Origin of the sequence: Pseudonocardia hierapolitana (assembly GCF_007994075.1) — a bacterium.
Lineage (GTDB): Bacteria > Actinomycetota > Actinomycetes > Mycobacteriales > Pseudonocardiaceae > Pseudonocardia > Pseudonocardia hierapolitana.
This window is the reverse complement of the sequence record NZ_VIWU01000001.1, coordinates 6,666,642-6,687,050: the sequence shown is the minus strand read 5'-3', so window position 1 is coordinate 6,687,050 and position 20,409 is coordinate 6,666,642. Positions and strand designations below refer to the sequence as shown.

At 72.1% G+C, this 20,409-nt stretch carries 20 protein-coding genes and 2 pseudogenes; 14 read left to right on the top strand and 8 right to left on the bottom strand.

Going from position 1 to position 20,409, the window contains the following annotated elements; translation table 11 throughout:
- Nucleotides 1-8: 8 nt before the first annotated feature.
- Nucleotides 9-267: pseudogene (locus FHX44_RS44345) on the bottom strand (WCX domain-containing protein); the annotation flags it as partial.
- Here FHX44_RS44345 and FHX44_RS43515 point away from each other — a divergent pair.
- Nucleotides 240-323, top strand: a pseudogene (locus tag FHX44_RS43515) (VOC family protein); the annotation flags it as partial. The pseudogenes FHX44_RS44345 and FHX44_RS43515 overlap by 28 nt on opposite strands.
- Here the strand turns inward: FHX44_RS43515 and FHX44_RS31675 are convergent.
- The 3 genes from FHX44_RS31675 to FHX44_RS31665 form a co-directional block, all read right to left on the bottom strand.
- On the bottom strand, nucleotides 324-1,262 hold the full coding sequence (locus FHX44_RS31675; RefSeq protein ID WP_170309113.1) for an alpha/beta fold hydrolase: 939 nt from the start codon (nucleotides 1,260-1,262) through the stop codon (nucleotides 324-326).
- Between the two features lie 276 nt (nucleotides 1,263-1,538).
- A complete protein-coding gene (serA, locus tag FHX44_RS31670; protein WP_246171025.1) occupies nucleotides 1,539-2,729 on the bottom strand; it encodes a phosphoglycerate dehydrogenase in 1,191 nt (396 codons plus the stop codon).
- A gap of 135 nt (nucleotides 2,730-2,864) precedes the next feature.
- Nucleotides 2,865-3,482, bottom strand: coding sequence for an FMN-binding negative transcriptional regulator (locus FHX44_RS31665; protein WP_147259127.1), 618 nt, complete (start codon nucleotides 3,480-3,482; stop codon nucleotides 2,865-2,867).
- Nucleotides 3,483-3,558: 76 nt separating this feature from the next.
- On the opposite strand from FHX44_RS31665, the gene wrbA reads away from it, so the two are divergent.
- The 4 genes from wrbA to FHX44_RS31645 all read left to right on the top strand — a co-directional run bounded on the left by wrbA (nucleotide 3,559) and on the right by FHX44_RS31645 (nucleotide 5,637).
- A complete protein-coding gene (gene wrbA / locus FHX44_RS31660) occupies nucleotides 3,559-4,167 on the top strand; it encodes an NAD(P)H:quinone oxidoreductase (RefSeq protein ID WP_147259126.1) in 609 nt (202 codons plus the stop codon).
- Between the two features lie 9 nt (nucleotides 4,168-4,176).
- On the top strand, nucleotides 4,177-4,629 hold the full coding sequence (locus FHX44_RS31655) for a YybH family protein (RefSeq protein WP_147259125.1): 453 nt from the start codon (nucleotides 4,177-4,179) through the stop codon (nucleotides 4,627-4,629).
- Between the two features lie 111 nt (nucleotides 4,630-4,740).
- On the top strand, nucleotides 4,741-5,055 hold the full coding sequence (locus FHX44_RS31650; protein ID WP_246170699.1) for a chorismate mutase: 315 nt from the start codon (nucleotides 4,741-4,743) through the stop codon (nucleotides 5,053-5,055).
- Nucleotides 5,056-5,181: 126 nt separating this feature from the next.
- Nucleotides 5,182-5,637, top strand: a complete 456-nt coding sequence (locus tag FHX44_RS31645) for a nitroreductase family deazaflavin-dependent oxidoreductase (protein WP_147259124.1) — start codon at nucleotides 5,182-5,184, stop codon at nucleotides 5,635-5,637.
- A gap of 126 nt (nucleotides 5,638-5,763) precedes the next feature.
- On the opposite strand, the gene FHX44_RS31640 is transcribed toward FHX44_RS31645, so the two are convergent.
- Complete coding sequence (locus tag FHX44_RS31640) at nucleotides 5,764-6,336, bottom strand: TetR/AcrR family transcriptional regulator (RefSeq protein WP_246170698.1); 573 nt, start codon at nucleotides 6,334-6,336, stop codon at nucleotides 5,764-5,766.
- Nucleotides 6,337-6,485: 149 nt separating this feature from the next.
- Here FHX44_RS31640 and FHX44_RS31635 point away from each other — a divergent pair, with 149 nt between their 5' ends.
- Nucleotides 6,486-7,289: a siderophore-interacting protein gene (locus tag FHX44_RS31635; RefSeq protein WP_147259122.1), complete on the top strand. Its 804-nt coding sequence runs from the start codon at nucleotides 6,486-6,488 to the stop codon at nucleotides 7,287-7,289.
- Nucleotides 7,290-7,324: 35 nt separating this feature from the next.
- Nucleotides 7,325-9,451 carry a 2Fe-2S iron-sulfur cluster-binding protein gene (locus FHX44_RS31630; protein ID WP_246170697.1) on the top strand — a complete coding sequence of 709 codons (2,127 nt, stop codon included), beginning with the start codon at nucleotides 7,325-7,327 and terminating at the stop codon, nucleotides 9,449-9,451.
- Between the two features lie 131 nt (nucleotides 9,452-9,582).
- On the opposite strand, the gene FHX44_RS31625 is transcribed toward FHX44_RS31630, so the two are convergent.
- Nucleotides 9,583-10,785, bottom strand: coding sequence for an FAD-dependent monooxygenase (locus FHX44_RS31625; protein ID WP_147259120.1), 1,203 nt, complete (start codon nucleotides 10,783-10,785; stop codon nucleotides 9,583-9,585).
- Nucleotides 10,786-10,819: 34 nt separating this feature from the next.
- Complete coding sequence (locus FHX44_RS31620; protein WP_212612741.1) at nucleotides 10,820-11,776, bottom strand: zinc-binding alcohol dehydrogenase family protein; 957 nt, start codon at nucleotides 11,774-11,776, stop codon at nucleotides 10,820-10,822.
- A 69-nt stretch (nucleotides 11,777-11,845) separates the two neighbouring features.
- Between FHX44_RS31620 and FHX44_RS31615 the strand changes: the two genes are divergently transcribed.
- Genes FHX44_RS31615 through FHX44_RS31590 form a run of 6 tightly spaced genes read left to right on the top strand, consistent with a single transcriptional unit; the run spans nucleotide 11,846 to nucleotide 18,512 of the window.
- Nucleotides 11,846-12,484 (top strand): TetR/AcrR family transcriptional regulator C-terminal domain-containing protein, encoded by a 639-nt coding sequence (locus FHX44_RS31615; protein ID WP_147259119.1) that lies wholly within the window; start codon nucleotides 11,846-11,848, stop codon nucleotides 12,482-12,484.
- Between the two features lie 5 nt (nucleotides 12,485-12,489).
- Nucleotides 12,490-13,176, top strand: a complete 687-nt coding sequence (locus FHX44_RS31610) for a response regulator transcription factor (RefSeq protein WP_147259118.1) — start codon at nucleotides 12,490-12,492, stop codon at nucleotides 13,174-13,176.
- Nucleotides 13,173-14,606 (top strand): HAMP domain-containing sensor histidine kinase, encoded by a 1,434-nt coding sequence (locus tag FHX44_RS31605; protein WP_147259117.1) that lies wholly within the window; start codon nucleotides 13,173-13,175, stop codon nucleotides 14,604-14,606. Before FHX44_RS31610 ends, FHX44_RS31605 begins: the two co-directional genes overlap by 4 nt.
- 24 nt (nucleotides 14,607-14,630) lie before the next feature.
- Entirely contained in the window at nucleotides 14,631-17,213 is a 2,583-nt protein-coding gene (locus FHX44_RS31600; protein ID WP_147259116.1) for an HAD-IC family P-type ATPase, read from the top strand.
- Nucleotides 17,210-17,818: a DedA family protein gene (locus FHX44_RS31595; RefSeq protein ID WP_147259115.1), complete on the top strand. Its 609-nt coding sequence runs from the start codon at nucleotides 17,210-17,212 to the stop codon at nucleotides 17,816-17,818. The genes FHX44_RS31600 and FHX44_RS31595 overlap by 4 nt, the downstream gene beginning before the upstream one ends.
- A 34-nt stretch (nucleotides 17,819-17,852) precedes the next feature.
- Nucleotides 17,853-18,512 carry an alpha-ketoglutarate-dependent dioxygenase AlkB family protein gene (locus tag FHX44_RS31590; protein ID WP_147259114.1) on the top strand — a complete coding sequence of 220 codons (660 nt, stop codon included), beginning with the start codon at nucleotides 17,853-17,855 and terminating at the stop codon, nucleotides 18,510-18,512.
- Between the two features lie 22 nt (nucleotides 18,513-18,534).
- Here the strand turns inward: FHX44_RS31590 and FHX44_RS31585 are convergent, their stop codons facing one another.
- Nucleotides 18,535-19,179 carry a dihydrofolate reductase family protein gene (locus tag FHX44_RS31585; RefSeq protein ID WP_147259113.1) on the bottom strand — a complete coding sequence of 215 codons (645 nt, stop codon included), beginning with the start codon at nucleotides 19,177-19,179 and terminating at the stop codon, nucleotides 18,535-18,537.
- Between the two features lie 337 nt (nucleotides 19,180-19,516).
- On the opposite strand from FHX44_RS31585, the gene FHX44_RS31580 reads away from it, so the two are divergent.
- Nucleotides 19,517-20,215 carry a hypothetical protein gene (locus tag FHX44_RS31580; protein ID WP_147259112.1) on the top strand — a complete coding sequence of 233 codons (699 nt, stop codon included), beginning with the start codon at nucleotides 19,517-19,519 and terminating at the stop codon, nucleotides 20,213-20,215.
- The last annotated feature ends 194 nt before the right edge of the window (nucleotides 20,216-20,409 follow it).

Here is a 20,409-nt window from a genome sequence, read left to right as displayed (position 1 = left end):
GGGTGCGGTCACGAGCGGCCCCCTGCAGCCCGAGCGGCCCGGGCAGCACTGCTCGGCGAACGCGGCGCGGAGCTCCGGCGGGCCCACGACCTCGATGTCGGCGTCGAAGCGGGCCAGTACGGCCGCGAGGCCGGGCCACGACCAGGAGCCGGCCGTCACACCACAGCGGTGCTCGTCCAGTGCCTCCACGACAGCATCACCGGCGAAGGGGATCACCTCGGCGGCGGGCAGGGCCAGCACCGGCGCGGTGGGCACCCGCCTTCGGCATGCTCACCGACCGCTTCGGCGTCATGTGGATCCTCGACGTCGCCGCCGGCGCCTGATCACGACGCCGCACCCACGCACACGTTCATGCTCGAGCTCGTGCGGACTCGCCAATGAGGTCCTCGGACCGCTGGAGGTGCCCGAGCAGCTCGCGGTTCACGATGTCGGGGGCCTGCTGGTGGACCCCAGTGCCCGGCCCCCTCCACGACCACGGTGCGGAGGTCGGCGAACGTCCGCTCGGTCGTGTCCACGCGCATGAAGGTCGTGACGGGGTCCTCGCCACCGGTGATGAAGAGGGAGGGCCTGCGGATCACGTGGTCGAGGCGGGTGCACGCCTCTCGCCAGTTGTCGTCGATGTTGCGGTAGTAGCCGAGCCCGCCCGCGAATCCCGTTTCCCGGAATCGGTCGACGTACTGCGCGAAGAGCTCCCGCGGCAACCAGGCCGGCGGGCTCACCGGCTCCGATCCTTCTATCAGCTCGTAGCGGTCACGGAGGATCGCGGCCAACGTGCGTGCCACGTCGTGCTCCAGCATCGCCTCGGACGGACCGGGCTCCTGGAAGCGGATCTGGTAGAACTGCTCGCCCCAGCGGGCGCGCAGGATGTCCGTCGGTGGAGCGGGGGCCGGGAGGACGTGGGGCACGCTGAGACCGGTCAGCGAGGCGACCGCCTCCGGGTGGTCGACGCCGACCTGCCAGACGCGCGCGGCGCCCCAGTCGTGGCCGACGAAGTGGGCGGTCGTCGCGCCTTCGTGCTCGAGCAGTCCGACGAGGTCGAGGGCGATCTCGCGCAGGGCGTAGGCCGGCCGGGCGCTCCGGCCGTACCCCCGCATGTCGACGGCGACGACCCGGAATCCCGCGGCGACCAGGGCGGGCACCTGGTGCCGCCAGGTGATCGAGAGGTCGGGGAAGCCGTGCGCGAGCACGACCAGCGGCCCTTCGCCACGCACCTGCACGGCGAGATCGACGCCGTTGACCCGCCAGGTCTGTGGCGACGTCATGCGAGCGGCCGTCCGGACGCTTCGGGCAAGGGAACCACCAACACCCGCGCCGTGTTGCATATCTCGCCGTGGCGGCGATGGCGTGCTGCTCGTCGCGGTAGCGCTCCCACACCGCGGTGAACAGCTCGCCCTTGCCGCCGAAGTGGTGGTAGAGCTCGCGCTGCGAGGGCCGGCCCTGTTCCCGGGGCTCCTCGACTCCGTCCTCGCCGCCGCAATCAACCGGGCACCGCCTGGCGATCCGGCTGTGCCGGCCCGGCGCCGTCGACCGGTTCCTCGTCAGAGCCGCCAGGACCGCAGCCAGACCGCCTGCGGCGACTGACGCAGGGCGGACAGGGTGGCGTCCGGCAGCACGGTGTCGGTGTCGGTGAGGACGTACCCGTGTCCAGCGCGGGTCGACAACGACTGGCCGACCACGTTCACGCCGGCGTCTGCGAGCACCCGGTTGATCCCGGCCAGCACGCCGGGCAGGTTCTCGTGCAGATACCCCATCCTGAACGCGCCCTGCGGGTGCGGTGCGGACACCTGCGGCAGGTTGACCGAGAGCGCCGTACTTCCCCCCTCGACGAACCCGAGCAGCTTGTTCGCGACGAAGTGCCCGATCTCCTCCTGCGCCTCCTGCGTCGAGCCGCCGACGTGCGGGGTGAGGATGACGTTGTCGAGGCCCCGCAACGGCGAGTCGAACGGGTCGCCTTGCGCCTTCGGCTCGAGCGGGAAGACGTCGATGGCGGCGCCGGACAGGTGCCCGGACAGGATGTGGTCACGCAACGCGGCGTCGTCGACCACCATTCCGCGGGAGGCGTTGATGAACACCGCCCCCGGCTTCATCATCGCGAACCGCTCGGCCCCGAAGAGCCCCGCGTTGCCGGGCCTGCCGTCGACGTGGATGCTCACCACGTCCGCCTCGGCCAGCAGCTCCTCCAACGACCCGACCCGACGCGCGTTGCCGTGCGCCAACCGGTCGGCGGTGTCGAAGAAGATCACCCGCATGCCGACGGCCTCGGCGACGTTGGACAGCTGGGTGCCGATGTTGCCGTAGCCGACGATGCCCAGCGTGCGAGCGCGGACCTCGTGGCTGCCCTTCGCCGACTTGTCCCACACACCCTCGTGCATCCGCTGGGTCTTCTCCGTGAGCCTGCGGGCCAGGGCGACGATCTCGCCCAGAACCAGCTCGACGACGCTGCGGGTGTTGGAGTACGGCGCGTTGAACACCGCCAGGCCCCGGTCGGCCGCAGCCTCCAGGTCCACCTGGTTGGTCCCGATGCAGAAGCACCCCACCGCCAGGAGGTCCTTCCCGGCATCGAGCACCGCAGGCGTGACGGTCGTGTTCGAGCGGATCCCGAGCACCGACACCCCCGGCAGCTCGGCGGCCAGCTCGTCCTCGCTCAGCGAGCCCGAACGCACGTCGACCTCGAAGCCCGCACGCCGGAACGCCGCTGCCGCGACCGGGTGGATGTTCTCCAGCAGCATCGCTCTCACCCGGCCAAACCTAGGCGTGGACGGCATCGCGCCGATACCCGGCTCGCACGTCGCCCACCCACGATCACCGACCGGGTGGCACGACGCCGGGTCACAGGACGGAAAGACCGACGCCCGCCGCCGCGGTCAGGGCGCCAGGTAGTTCGCGGCGGCGATGGCGGCGACGAGCCCGGGCTGCTCGGCCCGCAGGTGCGCGATGGCGGCGGTGAGATCGCTGGGCCGCTCCCCCTCGCCGAGCATCCATCGCGTCTCCGCCCGCGCGACCGGGATCTCGAAGCCGACGATCCGCGGCACCCGCCGCGCCACACCCGCCTCACCGAGCTCGTCCACCCGCCACTGTCCGGGCCGCCCCCGCTCCATGTGCTCCACGAGCATCCGGACGCACCGGAGGGTGTGCGCATCGTCCGGCGAGAGCGCCGGGGTGCCGTGCGCGTGGACGGCCTGATAACCCCAGGTGGGAGCCATCTCGCGCCCCTCGTACCAGGACGCGGAGATGTAGGCATGCGGCCCGTGGAAGACCGCGACGGTGGGCGCGCCCGCCCCGAGCGCCTCCCCGTGCGGGTTGGCGCGCGACAGGTGCCCGACGACCACCGCGCGCTCCCCCGCCTGCGCCTGCAACAGCAGCGGGAGGTGCGAGATGTGGATCGTGTCGCCGAACGGCGTGACGAGCGTGGCCAGCGGATGCGCGGCCACGAGCGCCGCGGCCTCCACGTCGATGCGGTAGGGGTCGAGCTCGCGGCGCACGTGGTCGCCTCACATTCCGAGGTGCTGCCTCGTCGGACCTGCAGAGGTGACCACCATCCCCGAAGGAGACCGACGCGTGGAACCCGTCAACGCCGCGATCGTCTACTACAGCGCCACCGGCACCGTGCACGCACTGGCGCGAGCCGTGGCGGAGGGCGCGGAGAAGGCAGGCGCCGAGGTGCGGCTGCGCAGGATCGCCGAGACCGCGCCGCAGGCGGCGATCGACGCCAACCCGGCATGGGTGCAGCACCTGCAGGATTCCGCCGACGTGCCCGTGGCCGCCCTCGACGACCTGGGGTGGGCCGACGTGGTGCTGTTCGGCACCCCCACCCGCTTCGGCAACCCGGCCGCGCAGCTCAAGGCCTTCATCGACACGACAGGTCCGCTGTGGTTCGCGGGCGGGCTCGCCGGGAAGGTGTTCTCGGCGTTCACCGCCAGCAACACCGCCCACGGCGGGCAGGAGTCCACGATCCTGGCGCTGAGCAACGTCTTCTACCACTGGGGCGGGATCATCGTGCCCCCCGGCTACACCGACCCCGTCCAGTTCCGGTCGGGCAACCCCTACGGCGCCTCCCACGTGGCCGGGGACGGCCCGCCCGGTGAGGTCGCCGTGGAGGCGGCCCGCTACCAGGGCCGGCGGGCGGTCGAGACCGCGGCCGCGCTCAAGGCCGGCCGCGCGGCGTAGGGGACGGACATGGGAAACACGCCCGAGGACGAGGTCGGCGCGCTGCTGGACGAGCGGGTCGAGGCCTGCCGCGCCAAGGACATCGACCGGCTGATGGCGCTCTACTCCCCCGACGTCGTCTACTTCGACGTCGTACCCCCGCTGCACTTCACGGGGACCGACCCGGTGCGCCGGAACTTCCAGCGCTGGTTCGACGAGTACGAGGGCCCGATCGGCCTCACGACCGTCCACCAGCAGGTCGCGGTGAGCGGGGACGTCGCGTTCGCGCACATGATCCACCACGACACCGGGCCGCTCGACACCGAGAGCGCGACGCACGAGCAGGTCGAGGACCGCAGCCTGTGGCTGCGCTCGACCGTCTGCCTCCGCAGGACCGAGCACGGGTGGCGGATCACGCACGAGCACATCTCGCTGCCCGTCGACCTGCGGACCATGCAGGCCGTGCTGGACCTCACGCCCTGACCGGTCAGCGGACGCCGCACCGCCGTCATGATCGATCCGAGCAGCATCTCATCGCTACCGCGTCCGCACTGACGTGCTGCTCACGGCCACTGCTTCCATAAGATCGCCGACGTGCCGGGCACAACGGAAGCCAGGAGCGTGCCGATGTCACTTGCCGACGTCCGTCATGAGATCGACCGACTCGACGATCGGATCATCGAGCTACTGGCCCTCCGCCAGCGGCAGGTCGCCCGTGCAGCGGCCTACAAGCGCGACGAGGAGGGCGTTCGCGCGCCGGATCGTCGCAGACAGATGATCGAGCGGTTGCGCACCCGTGCCGCGGAGGTAGGAGTGGATCCCGACGTCGTGTCCCAGATCTGGAACGCGATGATCGACGCCTTCACCGAACTCGAGATGCGAGAACACAAGGCATCGGGGCCGCAATGAGGCAGCGGCGTGAGGTTCTCCACGAAAGATGTGGGCGGGATGTCGAGACCGGCTGGACAGCTCCGTCCCAGGGGCAGATGCGGCCGGCGTGGCCGCACCACCCCACGTACCGGAAGGACAGCCGCCATGGCCATCGCCGAGGACCTCGACCGCGCCACCGACTCGCAGTGGGACTGGGTCGCCGAGCACACCCGCACGTACCTGGGCTCGGGCGGCACAGAAGGTCATGAGAACAACGGCGTGCGCACCCTCGTGCTCGCCACGACCGGACGCCGGACCGGTACGCCTCGCCGCACCTGCCTGATCTACGGCACCTCGGGCGACGAGTACGTCGTCGTCGCCTCCAAGGGCGGTTCCGAGCAGGACCCGGCATGGTTCATGAACCTCGAGGCGGACCCCGGCGTCGGGGTGCAGGTCGGCACCCGCCGGTTCACCGCACGCGCCCGCGTCGCGTCCTCGGCCGAGCGCCCGGCGCTCTGGGCCCAGATGGTGGACATCTTCCCGCTCTACGACGACTACGCCCAGAAGACCGACCGCGAGATCCCGATCGTCCTGCTCACCCCGCTGGGCGGACCCCGTTAGCGCGGTTGGTCTCCGCCGGGCGCGTCCTCCATGCGGCGCTGCCCGGCGGCAGGACCGGGATGGGCAGATGCCGCCTCCGCACGGTCCGGCCGCAGGAGGAGCTCCGGTGGACAAAGCGGATCAGGGCTACTGATCCCCGCGCAGGTAGCGGGTCACCATGGCGACCAGCTCGTTCTCGAACGTCTCGACGGGGATGGTCCGCGGGGCCGCCATGAACTTGTGCGTGTTCATCTCCACGGTGAACAGGATGATCTCCGCGGCGACGTCGGGGTCGCCCACGCGGATGTCGGGGTGTCGGCCGATGACGTCGCGGACCTGGGCCGTGCGCAGCTTCCCGTGCCGGTCGATCGTGTCGAGCAGCTCCTGGGAGACCGGCGCCTCCTCGATCATCACCCGGAGCAGCCGGGGATCGTCGCTGTGGTTGTCGATCGCGTCGCGGATGAACGCCCGGACCGTCGCCTCCAGCGTCCCGGGCGAGAGGTCGAGCTCGTCGACGTCGGTCCAGGTGCCGCGGTCGATGTGCTGGATCAGGAGCTCGGCGAGGATGGCGTCCTTGTTCGGGAAGTACTGGTACAGCGAGCCGATGGAGATGCGGGCGCGCTCGGCGATGCGGTTGGTGGTGCCGGCGGCGTAGCCGTGCTCGGCGAAAACGTGAGCAGCCGCGGTGAGGATGCGCTCGCGCGTGAGCTCGGCGCGCACCTGACGAGGCTTCCGACGTGGCTCCAAGCGGCGGTTCGCCGACGGCATCCCGGTCCTCCTCGGAGGCGGCAAAAGCGAGTAGCAAATACCTGAGCTAAAGCTCACAATAGCGCTATGAGCTGCGAAAACAAGTCGACCGGTGCCGTCTCGTGATCCCGAAGCTGCGGCTGCCCCAGGCGCGCACGATGATCACGCTCGAGGTGCGCCGCCGCGAGTCGCTGACGCCGAGCTTCGCGAGCCTCACCCTCGGCGGGCCGGCGCTGCAGGACCTGATCGTGGCCGGCGGCGACCAGACCGTCCGGCTGTTCTTCCCGCGCGAGGGCCAGACCGCGCTGCGGATGCCGACCGCGTCGAACGAGGCGTGGATGGCCCAGGTGCTGCTGATGCCGAAGTCGGTCCGCCCGCAGGTCCGGAACATGACGATCCGCCGCGCCCGGCCCGCCGAGGACGAGATCGACATCGAGTTCGCCCTGCACGGCGACTCCCCCATGTCGTCGTGGGTGCGCCGGGTGCGGCCGGGGGACCCGGCAGGCATCTTCGACATGGGCACCACGTACCGGCCGCCGGAGTACGCGCAGTCGCAACTGCTCGTCGGCGACGAGACCGCGCTGCCGGCCATCCTGGCGATCGTCGACCAGGCGCCGCCGTCGCTGACCGCAGAGGTCTACCTGGAGGTGCCGACCTCGGCCGACGCGCGTGACGTGGTGGCGCCGCCCGGGGTGCGAATCCACTGGTTCAGCCGCGACGACGTCCCGGAGCAGCGACCGGGAGCCGTCGTGCTGGAAGCGGTTCGCCACGCGGCGATGCCGCCCGGCCGCGTCTACGCGTGGATCGCGGGCGAGTCCCGGCTGGCCACGTCGGTGCGGCGGCACCTGGTCAACGACCGCGGCGTGCCGAAGGCGGACATCTCGTTCGCGGGTTACTGGCGGCACGGCTGGTCCGCACCGGGCTGAGGGGGATTCCGATGCAGTCGAGCGCACTCCACCGCATGACGACGGTCGACGAGATCGAGGGGGCACTGGGACGGCCGCCGTCGATGATCATGCTGAAGCAGATCAGCGCCCTCGACGAGGGCTGCCGGACGGTACTGGCGCATTCCCCGCTCGCGGGTTTCGGCTACCGCGACGCCGACGGCGTCAGCCGCACGACGTTCATCGGCGGCAGACCGGGATTCGTACGCGTCCACTCGCCCACGCTGATGTCGTTCACCCTGCCCGATGGCGAGGCGCACGGCCCGGTGTCGTTCGTCTTCCTCCTGCCGGGCGTCGGGGAGACGTTGCGCGTCAACGGTTCCGTGGCCAGGCGGAAGGGTGCCGAGACGTTCGTCGACGTCGAAGAGGCGTACGTGCACTGCGCGCAGGCCGTCATCCGCTCGCGCCTGTGGCAGCCACCCGCTCCCACCGAGCCTGCGCCCGCGGTCGAGGGCGAGGGCCCGCTGTGCGGACCCGGCGTCGCCGAGTTCCTCGCCGCCGCCCCGTTCCTCGCCCTGTCCACCTGGGACGGGACGGGCGGCAGTGACACCAGTCCGCGCGGGGACCGGCAGACCGTTGCGCGGATCCTCGACGGCCGGACGCTCGTCATCCCGGACCGCAAGGGCAACAAGCGCGCGGACAGCCTCCGCAACCTCCTCCAGGACGACCGGCTCTCGTTCGCCGCCCTCGTCCCGGGGCGGACCGGTGTGCTGCACGTCAGAGGGCGGGGCTCAATCACCGACGATCCCGCGCTGCTGGAGACGATGGCGTTGCGCGGGACTCCCCCGCACGCGGCGCTGCTCATCGACGTCGAACACGCCGAGGTCACCGCCAGCGACGCCGTGACCCGGTCGCGGGTGTGGACCGCGGCCGCGCATCTCGAGACCGGCGCGACGCCGGACCTGATCGCCCTGGCCGGGGACCACCTCGCAGCGAACACGGCCGAAGCCGGGAACGGCCTGCTCGGTCGCGTGCTCGAGGTCGTCGCGGGGATCCCCGGGATCACCCGGGTGTTGCGGCTGGTGACGGACCGCGCCTACCGGTCCGGGCTGCGGAAGGAGGGCTACGAGGACGTCGAGGTCGGCTCACGCCGCGGCAGGCGACCGAAGGGTCCCGCCGTCGATCCCGCGGCGGTGAACCCGTTGCGGGAGGTGCGGATCGCCGAGGTGCGCCGGGAGACGCCCAGCGCGGTCACCCTCGTGCTGGAAGACGCCGAGCGCCCGGGTTCCTTCGACTTCCGGGCCGGGCAGTTCTTCACGCTGGTCGCGGACTTCGACGGCCGACCGGTGCGGCGTGCCTACTCCGCGTCGTCGGCGCCCGGGGCATCGCGGCTGGAGGTCACGGTCAAGCACGTCGAAGGCGGCCGGTTCTCGACCCACGTCCACCGGAACCTGCGCGCCGGCGACCGACTGTGGCTGCGCGGTCCGTCCGGGGCGTTCCACGTCGATGCGGCGGCGCACGACGTCGTCCTGATCGCCGCGGGCAGCGGTGGCACGCCGATGATGAGCATGATCCGCACCTTGCTGGCGGCGCCGGCCGCCGGCTGGATCGCGCTGCTCTACAGCAACCGCAGCGAGGAGGAGGTCATCTTCGCCGACGAGCTCCTCCGGCTGGAGAACGAGAACCCGGAGCGGTTGTCGGTCACGCACGTCCTGACCCAGGAGCGCGGGCGGCTCGACACCGCGGGCGTCCACAGCTGGCTCACCGAGCTGCGGCCGGCAGAGGACGCCCGGTACTACGTGTGCGGACCCGAGGCGCTGATGGACACGGTCCGGGGCGTCCTGACCGGGCTCGGCGTGCCGGACGACCGCGTGCACCAGGAGCGCTACACCAGCGGAGCCGACCCGACCGCCACGGCCACCGCGCCGCAGCAGATGATCGTCGAGCACGGGACGCGCGAGGTCGGCTCGGTGGTGGTCGAGCCCGGCCAGACGCTCCTCGACGCCGGGCTCGCGGCGGGGCTGCCGATGCCGTACTCGTGCACGGTCGGCAACTGCGGGGACTGCATGGTGAAGCTCCGCAGCGGGGAGGTCGCGACGAACGGGCCGAACTGCCTGACGCCGCGGCAGAAGGCCGACGGGTACGTCCTGACGTGCGTGGGATGCCCGCTGTCGAAGGTCGTCCTGGACATCGCCGAGCGGTGACGGCAGGTGATCCACCGGCCGGTGATCACGGTGTCCACCTTCGCCGAGAGAGTCGAGGAGGTGGTCGGCAGCATGTTGAAGAAGTCCGAGCGCACCGGCAGTCGTGGCGACGGGCCGTCGGCGCTCGCAGGTCACGCGGGCTCGATCTCGAGCGAAGTCCCGGAGCGAGCCTTCGCCCGCCTGCGGTTCCGCGCCTTGATGGCGAGCCGCAGCACCACCGAGCGAAGTGCCTCCGCGGGGCGGCTCGACGGCACGAACATCTGCTGCTTCAACCGTGCGATCCGCTGGTGCTTCCTGATGAACGGACGCAACCGCGACTCCCACGCGGCCAGTGCGGCCTCCAGTTCGTCCGGGTTCTCGCGCAGCGCCCTGCCCAGCTCGGCACCACCCAGGAGAGCGGAGGTCGCCCCCATTCCCGAGTAGAGGTTCGGACACCACGCCGCATCGCCCAGCAGCACGACCCGTCCGTTGCTCCACCGCGGCATCCTCACCTGGTGCACCGAGTCGAACAGGAACTCGGGAGCCTGCTCCACGGCGTCCAGCGCGTGGCGCACCGCCGGGTCGTCCATCCCGGAGAAGACGGTGCGCAGGCGCTGGATCGGGGATCCGGTGAACTGGCCCGCGACGTCATCGGTGCGGTAGGTCAGCAGGACGGTCGGGGCCCGATCGGCCAAGCCGAACACCCACACGGCACGGCCCGCGCGGGCGCTGATGATGCTGTCCGCCGCGGCGAAGGACGGCACCTGCTCCTGGAGCTGGAACGCGCAGATCATCGCGTTCCACGTCGTCATGTAGTCCTCGTGCGGGCCGAAGACCATCCGGCGCACGCCCGACCTCAGCCCGTCCGCGCCGACCACCAGGTCGAAGCCCTCGCAGTACTGCGCGCCGGTGCCGGCGTCCTCGAGCAGCACCTGCACCTCGCCGCCGGTGTCGTCGATCGCGACGGGCCCGGTCGCGAACCGCACGTCGACCCGCCCGCCAGCCGTCCCGTCCCCGGAGATGCCCTGCCAGAGCGCGGCTTCGATGTCACCGCGGAGCACTGCTGCGGGATCGCCCGGCTGGTGCAGGAACCCCACACCCGGCTCACGGTCCCCGCGTCGGGTCAGCGACCAGGCCTTCCCACCGTCCGGCGGGTTGCGCGTGTGCAGGTGGCCGTCGACGCCCAGATCGACCGCCGCCTGCCGCCCCTCCGGCATCAGTCCGACGAAGTAGCCACCCCGTCGGCGCTCGGGCGCCCGCTCGACGATCACCGGCGTCCATCCGGCCTGCCGGAGCCCGATCGCCGCGGCCATGCCGGCGATCCCCGACCCCACGACCAACGCTCGCTCCTGCACGATGCCCTCCTCGTTCTTCCTCGGTCGGGCCCGATCAGTCCGGGACGACGACGGCGCGGGTGCGCCCCTGGTGCGCCCATGCCTCGCCGATGCGGCTGAGCGGGTAGGCGGTGTACGGCGCGTCGAAGGTCCCGTCGGCGAAACGGGCGAGGACGTCGGGAATCTCGGCGATCATCTGCGCCTTCGAGACCGACCCGGTGCCACTTCCGGTCACCCGGATCCGCCGGCTGCGCAGCAGCGCAGCGGGCAGCGCCGCGTCGGTTCCGGCGAGCGACCCGATCTGCACGTAGTCGATGTCGGCGCTCTCGTCCACGCCGCCGCCTCCCAGCGCGGCGAAGGCGGCCTCGGCAACGCGGCCCCACACGAAGTCGAGCACGAGTGGGGGCGGCGCTTCGGCGAGGGCAGCGCCGAGGGCGGCCGCCCATGCGGCGGGTTCGGCGTGCGCGAGCGGAACGGTGACGGCGCCGAGACCGCGCAACCGCTCCAGCGCCTCGGGGTCGCGCCCGGCCGCGATGACCCGGTGCGCCCCGAGGGCCAGCGCCGCCCGCACGGCCAGGCTGCCCGACATGCCGGTCGCCCCGAGGACGAGCACGGTGCCGAGCGCGCCCACCTCCTCGCGCCGGGCGATCAGCGGCATCCAGCCCGACATGCCGGGGTTCATGCCGGCGGCGACCGCGAGCGGATCGGCCCCGGCGGGCAGCTCCACCTCGAACGGCGTGACCAGGCGTTCGGCCATCGTGCCCCACGGCGGCCTGGGGAGGCCGGTGTAGACCAGGCGCCCGTCCTCGGTCCGGGCCACGGCGTCGACCCCCGGCACGAGCGGGTACGCCCCGTTGCTGCCGTAGTGGCGGCCGGAGGCCAGCCCGCGGACGACGTGGTGCAGACCCGCACCCACGAGCCGCAGCGGCTCCCGGCCGGGCCGCTGCTCCGGGTCCGGGAAGTCCGCGTAGACGGGTGCCGCGTCCGGGGTGCCGACGACTGCAGCGCGCATCAGAGTCTCCTTAACTAAGTTCAGCAGGTTTGATACCCACCGTCCCTGAACATTGTTAAAGTGTCAAGCGTGGCGAAAGGCATCTCCCGGGAACGGATCGTGGCGGCGGCACTCGAACTGCTCGACGAGAAGGGCATGGACGGCCTCACCGTCCGTGCGCTCGCCGCTCGGCTCGACGTGCAGGCCCCCGCGCTGTACTGGCACGTCCGCAACAAGCAGGAGCTGCTCGACGAGATGAGCACCGTCGTCATGCGCCGCGTCACCGGCGCCCTGTCGCAGATCCCTGCCGGCTCCGGTTGGCGGAACGACCTCGCCGCCTACGCCCGCGTCCTGCGCTCGGAGTACCTGCTCCACCGCGACGGCGCCCGCATCTTCAGCGGCACGCGCATCTCCGACCCCGACGTGGTGCGGGCGAAGGAGCCCTGGCTCGCACGTTTGACCGCGGCCGGATTCACCCTCGCCGAGGCGGACGACGCCACCGATCTGGTCACCGCGTTCGTGGTCGGCTTCGTCATCGAGGAACAGGAGCGGGGGCAGTCAGCAGAGACCGACCCGGGGCGGTACTCGCTCACCGGGCGCGACGCCTGGCTGGGCGAGGACGCCGAACTGGTCAAAGCTGCCGGGCACCTGCGCGACGACGGTGACCAGCGGTTCGAACGGCATCTCGGCATGGTTCTCGACGGGCTCGCAGCCCGGCTCGGCAGCTGACGGCCATGGCCTACACCGTGCTCGTCGCCGACGACGACCGCGCGATCCGCGAGTCACTGGGCCGCGCGCTGGAGCTCGAGGGACACCGCGTGGTCGGGGTCGACGACGGCGTGCAGGCGCTGACCCGTACCCGTCGTGAAGGTTTCGACGTGCTCGTCCTGGACGTGACGATGCCCGGCCTCGACGGGTTCGGGGTCTGCCGGGTCCTGCGCGCGGACGGGAGCCGGATCCCGGTGCTGATGCTCACAGCGCGGGTCGAGACGCCGGATCGGGTGGCCGGTCTCGACGCAGGCGCCGACGACTACCTGCCGAAGCCCTTCGAGCTCGACGAGCTCCTGGCCCGGCTGCGGGCGCTACTGCGCCGGGCCGCCCCGGCCGACGGCGACCGCGAGCCCACGCTGTCGGTCGGAGACCTGCGGCTCGATCCGGCAGCCCGGCGCGTCTGGTGGGCGGCCACCGAGCTGACCCTGACCAAGACCGAGTTCGACCTGCTCGAACTGCTCATGCGCAACGCGGGGGTCGTGCTCGACCACACACAGGTCTACGAGCGGATCTGGGGCTACGACTTCGGTGCCGACTCGAAGAACCTGGCCGTCTACATCGGGTACGTGCGGCGCAAGCTGGCCGCCGCGGGCGCCCCGCCCGTGATCCACACGATCCGCGGGGTCGGCTACACGGTGCGCCGGGCGTGAACCTCGGGACCCGGCTCGCGCTGGCCTTCGCCGCGGTCGCCGCCGCCGTCGCCGCAACGGTCGGGGTACTCGCGTTCTACTCCGCGGTCGAGCGCGTCACCGGCGAGGTGGACCGCGCCCTGCAGACCGCCGCGATCGCGGTCGTCGACGGGTACGAAGAAGTGCTCCACACCCCGGTCGCCGACCTCCCCGATGGCTCGCCGGACGGGGGCGGTGACCGGTCCCGGCCGCTGATCGCGCAGCGCATCGCACCCTATGGCACCGTCACGCCTCTCGGTGGGCGGCCGGTGACCCTCCCCGTCGGGCCCGCGGACCGCGCGCTGGCCTCCGGCACCGTGCGGGGCGCGACGAGCACCACCGAGGTGGCCGTCGGCGACGCCAGCCACGGCGTGGCCTACCGGGTGCTGACCACAGCGCTCGGCGGGGGGCGCGGAGCGGTGCAGGTCGGCATCGACATCAACCTGTCCCGCCAGGTGCTGAGCGGGCTCGCGAAGGAGGTCACCCTTCTCGCCCTGCTGGTGACGGTGGTCGCGGCGGGGCTCGGCTGGCTACTGGCGCGCCGGATCGCCCGGCGGCTGGTCCGGCTGACCACGATCGCCGAGGACGTCAGCGCCGCCGGACCGGGGGCCGGTGAGGTGCCGGTGGAGGGACGCGACGAGGTGGCCCGGCTGTCGTCCTCGTTCAACACGATGCTGCGCAGGCTCGCAGCGTCGCGAGAGGCACAGGAGCGGCTGATCCAGGACGCCGCGCACGAGCTCCGCACCCCGCTGACGAGCCTGCGCACCAACGCCAGCGTCCTGCGCCACCTCGACCGGCTCGACCCGAGGTCGCGCGGGCGACTGCTCGCCGACGTCGAGGGCGAGACCCGGGAGCTGTCCCACCTCGTCGAAGAGCTGATCACCCTGGCGTTGGCCCGTCGCACCGACGAGGAGGACGACGACGTCGATCTGGCCGCGGTCGTCCGAGCTGCCGCCGACCGGACCCGGCGGCGGACCGGGCGGGAGATCAGGATCGCGTCCGACGGCACCCGGGCACGCGGGCGACGCCACGCCCTGGAACGTGCGGTCGGGAACCTGCTCGAGAACGCGGCCAAGTTCGACGTCCGCGCCACCGGGCCGATCGACGTCGGTGTGCACCGGGGCACGATCACGGTCTCCGACCGCGGACCCGGGCTCGCGGCAGGCGACGTCGACCGGGTCTTCGACCGGTTCTACCGGGCGGGCACCGCGCGATCGCTGCCCGGCTCGGGACTCGGGCTGGCCATCGTCGCCGACGTCGCCGAGGCGCACGACGGCACGACGTTCGCCCGCAACCGGCCGGGCGGCGGCGCCACGATCGGGATCACGATCGGCGCGGACCGCCTCTTACCGGACTCCGTCCCGCATCATGATCCTGGTTCACCGGTGCCCGAGACAGTGGTGGGGAGCTGATCCCCGCACCGTCCAGGAGTGCCCGTGCCCGCCCCCGCTCCCCCTCTCGAGGTCTCCCCCACCCGGCAGGCCACGACGAGCGCCCCCGCCACCGGGTTGACCGCCGCCCAGGTGGCCGAGCAACACCGTGCAGGTGCCACCAACGCACCGGTGACGGGCACGTCGCGCAGCTACGCGGCGATCGTGCGGACGCACGTCCTGTCCACCTACACCACGATCCTGTTCTCGATCGGTGTCGTGCTGCTCGTGCTGGACCGCCCCGCCGACGCCCTCACCAGCGTCGGGGTCGGCCTGGCCAACGCGCTGATCGGGGCGGCGCAGGAGTGCCGCGCCAAGCGCAAGCTGGATCGGCTCTCCCTGCTGGACGACGCCGCCGTCCAGGTGCTCCGCGACGGCGCCGAGATCGTCGTCCCCGCGGCGGAGGTCGTCCGTGGCGACCTGGTGCGCGTTCGCGCCGGCAGGCAGGTCGTCGTCGACGGGCCGGTGGTCGCGGGGCACGTCGAGGCCGACGAGTCGCTGCTGACCGGCGAGCCGGACCCGGTTCCCCGCGGCGTCGGTGAGACCCTGCTGTCGGGCAGCCACTGCGTCGCGGGGAACGGGTGGCAGCGCGCCGATCTCCTCGGCGCACGGAGTCACGCCGGCCGGCTCACCATGGAGGCGCGCAAGCTCACCACCGAGCGGACCCCGCTGCAGCGCCAGATCGACAGCGTCGTTCGCCTGACCATCACCCTCACCCTCGCCCTCAGCGGGATCGTGCTGGGGCAGGCCGTCCTCCGGGCAGAGTCGTTCCTCGCCATCGTGCAGATCACCGCGGTGCTCGTCGGCCTGGTGCCCTACGGCCTGTTCTTCCTCGTCGCCGTCGCCTACGTCCGGGGCGCAGCCCGCATCGCGCAGCGCGGCGCCCTGGTGCAGCAGGTGAACGCGGTCGAGTCGCTCAGCCACGTCGACGTCGTCTGCACCGACAAGACCGGCACGCTGACGACCGGTCGGCTGACGGTGTCGGAGATCCTGCCGCTCGGCGGGAACAGATGCGACGACGTGCGGGCCGTGCTCGGCCGGTACGCGGCCTCGGTGACAGATGCGAACCTGACCTGCACCGCACTGGCCGCCGCGGTCCCCGGCGATGCGTGGCCGCTGCGCGACGAGATCGCCTTCACCTCCTCGCTCCGCTGGTCCGGGCAGGTCACCCGGGACGGAGCGGCGTGGGTCCTCGGCGCGCCGGAGGTGGTCGCTCCGCACCTGCGCCCTGAGATCGACGGCTGGGGGATCGACGACGAGGTCGTCGCGGACCGCGCGAACCGCGGGCTGCGGGTCCTGCTGCTGGCACGTGCCACGCGCCGCGGTGCGCCGCTGCGCGGCGACGACGGCCGGCCCGCGCTACCCGCCTTGGCGCCGGTGGCGCTGGTCGTACTCGTCGACGAGCTGCGCGGCGAGGTCGTGGAGAGCGTGCGCCGCTTCCGCGAGAAGGGGGTGGCGATCACGGTGCTCTCCGGCGACGACCCACGCACGGTCGCGGCGCTGGCGAACCTGGCCGGGATCGCGGCCGGCACCCCGGTCGCCGGTCCGGTCCTCGACACCCTCGACGACGACGCGCTCGACGAGCTGGTGGAACGCACCACCGTGTACGGGCGGGTCACGCCGGAGCAGAAGGAGCGGGTCGTCGCCGCGCTGCGCCGCCGCGGGCACCACGTCGCGATGCTGGGCGACGGCGTCAACGACGCTCGCGCGCTTAAGCGGGCGCACATCGGCGTCGCGATGCGCTCGGGCAGCCCGGTCACCCGCGACGTCGCCGACATCGTGCTGGTCGACGACTCGTTCGCCGCGTTGCTGCCCGCCCGCACCGAGGGCCGTCGGATCATCGACGGGCTGTCGACCTCGTTGTACGTGTTCCTGCCCCGGCTCGCCGTGCAGGCACTGGTCATCCTGATCACCACGGCGCTGGGGCTCGCGTTCCCCTACACCCCCGCCCAGGGCGGCCTGACCGCGCTGACGGTGGGGATTCCGGCGCTGTGCCTGACGATGTGGGCGCGCCCGACCGCTCCCGACCCGCACCTCCTCCGCACGCTCGCCCGCTTCGTCGCCCCCGTCGCGGTCGTCACCGCGACGTTCGGCACGCTCGTCTACGCCCTGCTCCACGCCTGGCTCCCCGCCAGGCTCCGTGCGGGCGCGATCTCCGCGGAGGAGCTCGCGAGGTTCGAGGCCGGCACCGGCGTGGCCCGCAGCGAACCCGGGTTCGTCGAGGCCGCGGCCACCCTCGGTGCCCAGACCGGCATGTCCGCGTTCACCACGCTGTCGTCGTTCGTGCTGCTGCTCTTCCTGAAGCCGCCACACCGGTTCTTCGCGACGTGGACCGCACCGGTCCCCGACCGGCGGCCCGCCTGGCTCGCCGCCCTGCTCGCGGTGACGTTCCTGATCGTGGCGGCGGTGCCCGTGCTCGCGTCCTCCTTCGGCCTCGCGGTCGTGCCCGAGCTGTTCGCGATCGCGGTGCCCGCGGCACTCGTCTGGTACGTGGCGCTCGCGGTCGTCTTCCGCTGCCGTGCCGCCGACCGGCTGGCCGGCCTCGCGCCGCGGCAGCCGCGACGTGCCGCCGACCCGGTCACGCGGTGACGGCCACCGCGGCCGCGGTCCTCACGGCGCTGGCCGACGATCCGCTGCGGGCTGTGCTCCTGGTCGTGGTCGGCGCCCTGCTGGAAGGCCCGGTCGTGACGGTCACGGCCGCTGCCCTCGCCGGCGTGGGCGTGCTGTCGTGGTGGAGTGTGTGGCTGGCCGCCGTCTCGGCCGACGTCCTCGCGGACACGCTCCTCTACGCGCTGGGCCGGCACGGCGCCCAGGGCCGATCGCGGCGGATGCTGGTGCGCCTCGGGCTCACCGACGAGCGCCGCGAGGCGCTGACCGTCCAGGTCCGCGCGCATCTGCCACAGGTCGTCGTCTCCGCCAAGCTCGTCGACCTCGGCGCGGTGCCGGCGTTCCTCGCGGCAGGGCTGGCCGGGGTGGGCCTCCGGCGCTTCCTCACCTGGGTGGTCCCCGCCACGATCGTGCGGTCGGGCGTCCTGGTCGGCATCGGGTTCCTCGCCGGGACGCGGTTCTCCGAGGACCTGGCCAGGCGCCCGTGGCTGCTCGCCGTCGGCGGCCTCGCCATCGGAGTGGTGCTGATCGTCGGTCGCGCAGCGATCACCCGACTCGCGGAACCGCGCAGCCACGTCACCGAATAGCTGCAAGATCCGCGGGGAGCGGCACACTGGAGCCATGACGGCCGCGCTCGTCCCCCGGGAACGGCGGGTGCTCGCCCCCGGCGCGGTGCACGTGCCGGACTGGCTCGCCCTGGACCGGCAGCGGCAGCTCGTGCGTGCCTGCCGGGAGTGGGCGAGCGAGGGGCCGGGGATCCGCGCGGCCGTGATGCCGAACGGCACCCGGATGTCGGTGCGGAGCGTGTGCCTGGGCTGGCACTGGTACCCGTACCGCTACTCCCGCACCCGGGACGACCAGGACGGGTCGCCGGTGGCCCCGTTCCCCGAGTGGCTCGGGGATCTGGGGCGCGAGGCCGTCGCCGCCGCCTACGGCGCCCCGGAGCGGGCCCTCGACTACCGGCCCGACATCGCGCTGATCAACCATTACGGCGAGGGCGCGAAGATGGGGCTGCACCGCGACAGCGACGAGCACGCGCCCGACCCCGTCGTGTCGTTCAGCATCGGGGCGGCGTGCGTGTTCCGGTTCGGGAACACGGAGAGCCGCGGGCGGCCGTGGACCGACGTCGAGCTGCTCTCCGGCGACCTGGTCGTGTTCGGCGGCGAGAGCCGGCTGGCCTACCACGGTGTGCCCAAGCTGCTGCCCGACCGCGTGGTGCCCGACACCGGGCTGGCGGGCGGCCGGCTCAACATCACGCTGCGCGTCTCCGGGCTCCGCTGACGACCCGGAGCTCCATACCGTCTTAGTCCGTCAGCTTCCTGGCGTCCTTTCCGTCCTCCACCACGTGCGCGCCGATCCGGAGTGCCGTCGGACGCAGCACCTGGTGGATCGCGCCCGTGCTCGTCACCGCGCTGTCGACGAGCGTGAATCCCGACGGTGCTGAGTCCGCGTCGAACAGCCGCTTGCCGATACCGATGACGACGGGGCACACCAGCAAGCGGTACTCGTCGACCAGTCCGGCATCGTGCAGCGTCCGGGCGAGCTGCCAGCTCCCGTGCACCTGCAGTTCGCGGCCCGGACGGTCCTTGAGCGCCTTCACGGCCCCGACGGGCTCGGCGGAGATCACCGAGACGTTCTTCCAGCCCGGGTCGGTGAGCGTCGACGAGACGACGTGCTTCGGCAGACCGTTCAGCTTCGCGGCCACGACGTCACCGGGGTCGGTGACGTGGGACCAGAAGCCGCGGATCATCTCGTACGTCGACCGGCCGAGGAGGAACTCGTCGGCGTGGTCGAACCAGCCTCCGACGATCCGGCCGAAATCCTCGTCCACGGTGAAGGGCACCTGCCATCCACCCCGGTCGAAACCGCCGCCGGCGTCCTCCTCGGGGGAGCCGGGGCTCTGCATCACGCCGTCGAGGCTGACGAACTCGTGCACGATGAGCTTCATCGGATGTCCTTTCGTACGAGGTCGACGCACCCTCGACCGCATCGGGGCACAGAGCGCATCGGGTGAAGGCGGTCGGGCTCGGCACGGCATCCCGCGGCTCGGCTTCCGGCCACCGGAGTTCCTGACGCTCCTGCTCCGGCTGCGGGGTGGTCGGCGGCGACCCCGTACCGGAGCGAAGATCGGATTCGCCGACGCCGGTTCTGGATGCTTGCCTCGCTCGGGTCTGTGCCGCGCCGACCCTTTCTCATCCGACCCCGGATATGAAGAAGACGCTTGGACAGCATTCGCCTGGATCTTGCCATCGGCGACGGAGAGCGAAGGCAGCCACTCATGAAGAATGCACGGGCGGATCGTGACAACACGCACCTGTGGTCTGCGCGGCGTCGTCTCCAAGCTCGGGAACATGACACTTCTCTCGAGCCCTGTCGAGGACGGGGACCACCGTCGCGCGGGCGGAGTCGAGCACAGTCGGTTTCGGGTGAGCCCGGCGGATGTCGCGCTGGCGGTGACGCGCCGATGGCCCACCGCCCTCGGCGTCGCCGCTGGCGCGGACGCGCTGATCGGCGAAGTGACCGATGAGACCACACGGGGCTACGCCGGCACACTGCCGATCCTGCCCTTGCTCTACGTGGCCGTGGTGTTGCTGCGCCGGCGCAGCGCGACCTGGCCCGTGCTGTTCGTCTGCCTCGCCCTGGTCGTCGGCCTGGGAGTGCAGGACTGGGTCGAACCCACCGTGGTCATCCTCGCCGTGGCACTGGCGGCGACGATCTGGGGTACCGGGCACGGACGGCACCGAGACCACGAGTTTCGGCTGCAAGTGGCCGGGATGGTCGGCTTCGGTGCACTCGCGGTGGCCGGTTTGCTGGCTTCTCCCGACCTCGCCCGATACCTCGTGGCTGCAGGTTGGCTCGCTCACGGGGTGTGGGACTACTGGCACCTGGCCAGGAACCGTGCTGTTGCACGCTCGTTCGCGGAGTGGTGCGGAGCGCTCGACGTCGTGGTGGGAGCGAGCTTGATCATCGGGCCGATGCTCTGACCACCTCCACCGGCCTCGCCGGACCCGGAAGTTCGACCATCTCACTGGGACTGGGCGAGGATTCGCTCGCGGGGAGGGACGGGTGCGGAACCTGCCGGCGGGCAGGCCCGGCGCACGACCAGTACGCCGTGGACGACCCCGCGCTACGCGTCGTCTGGGAGTACGCCGCCGGCCTGGACGTGCCCCTCTACCTG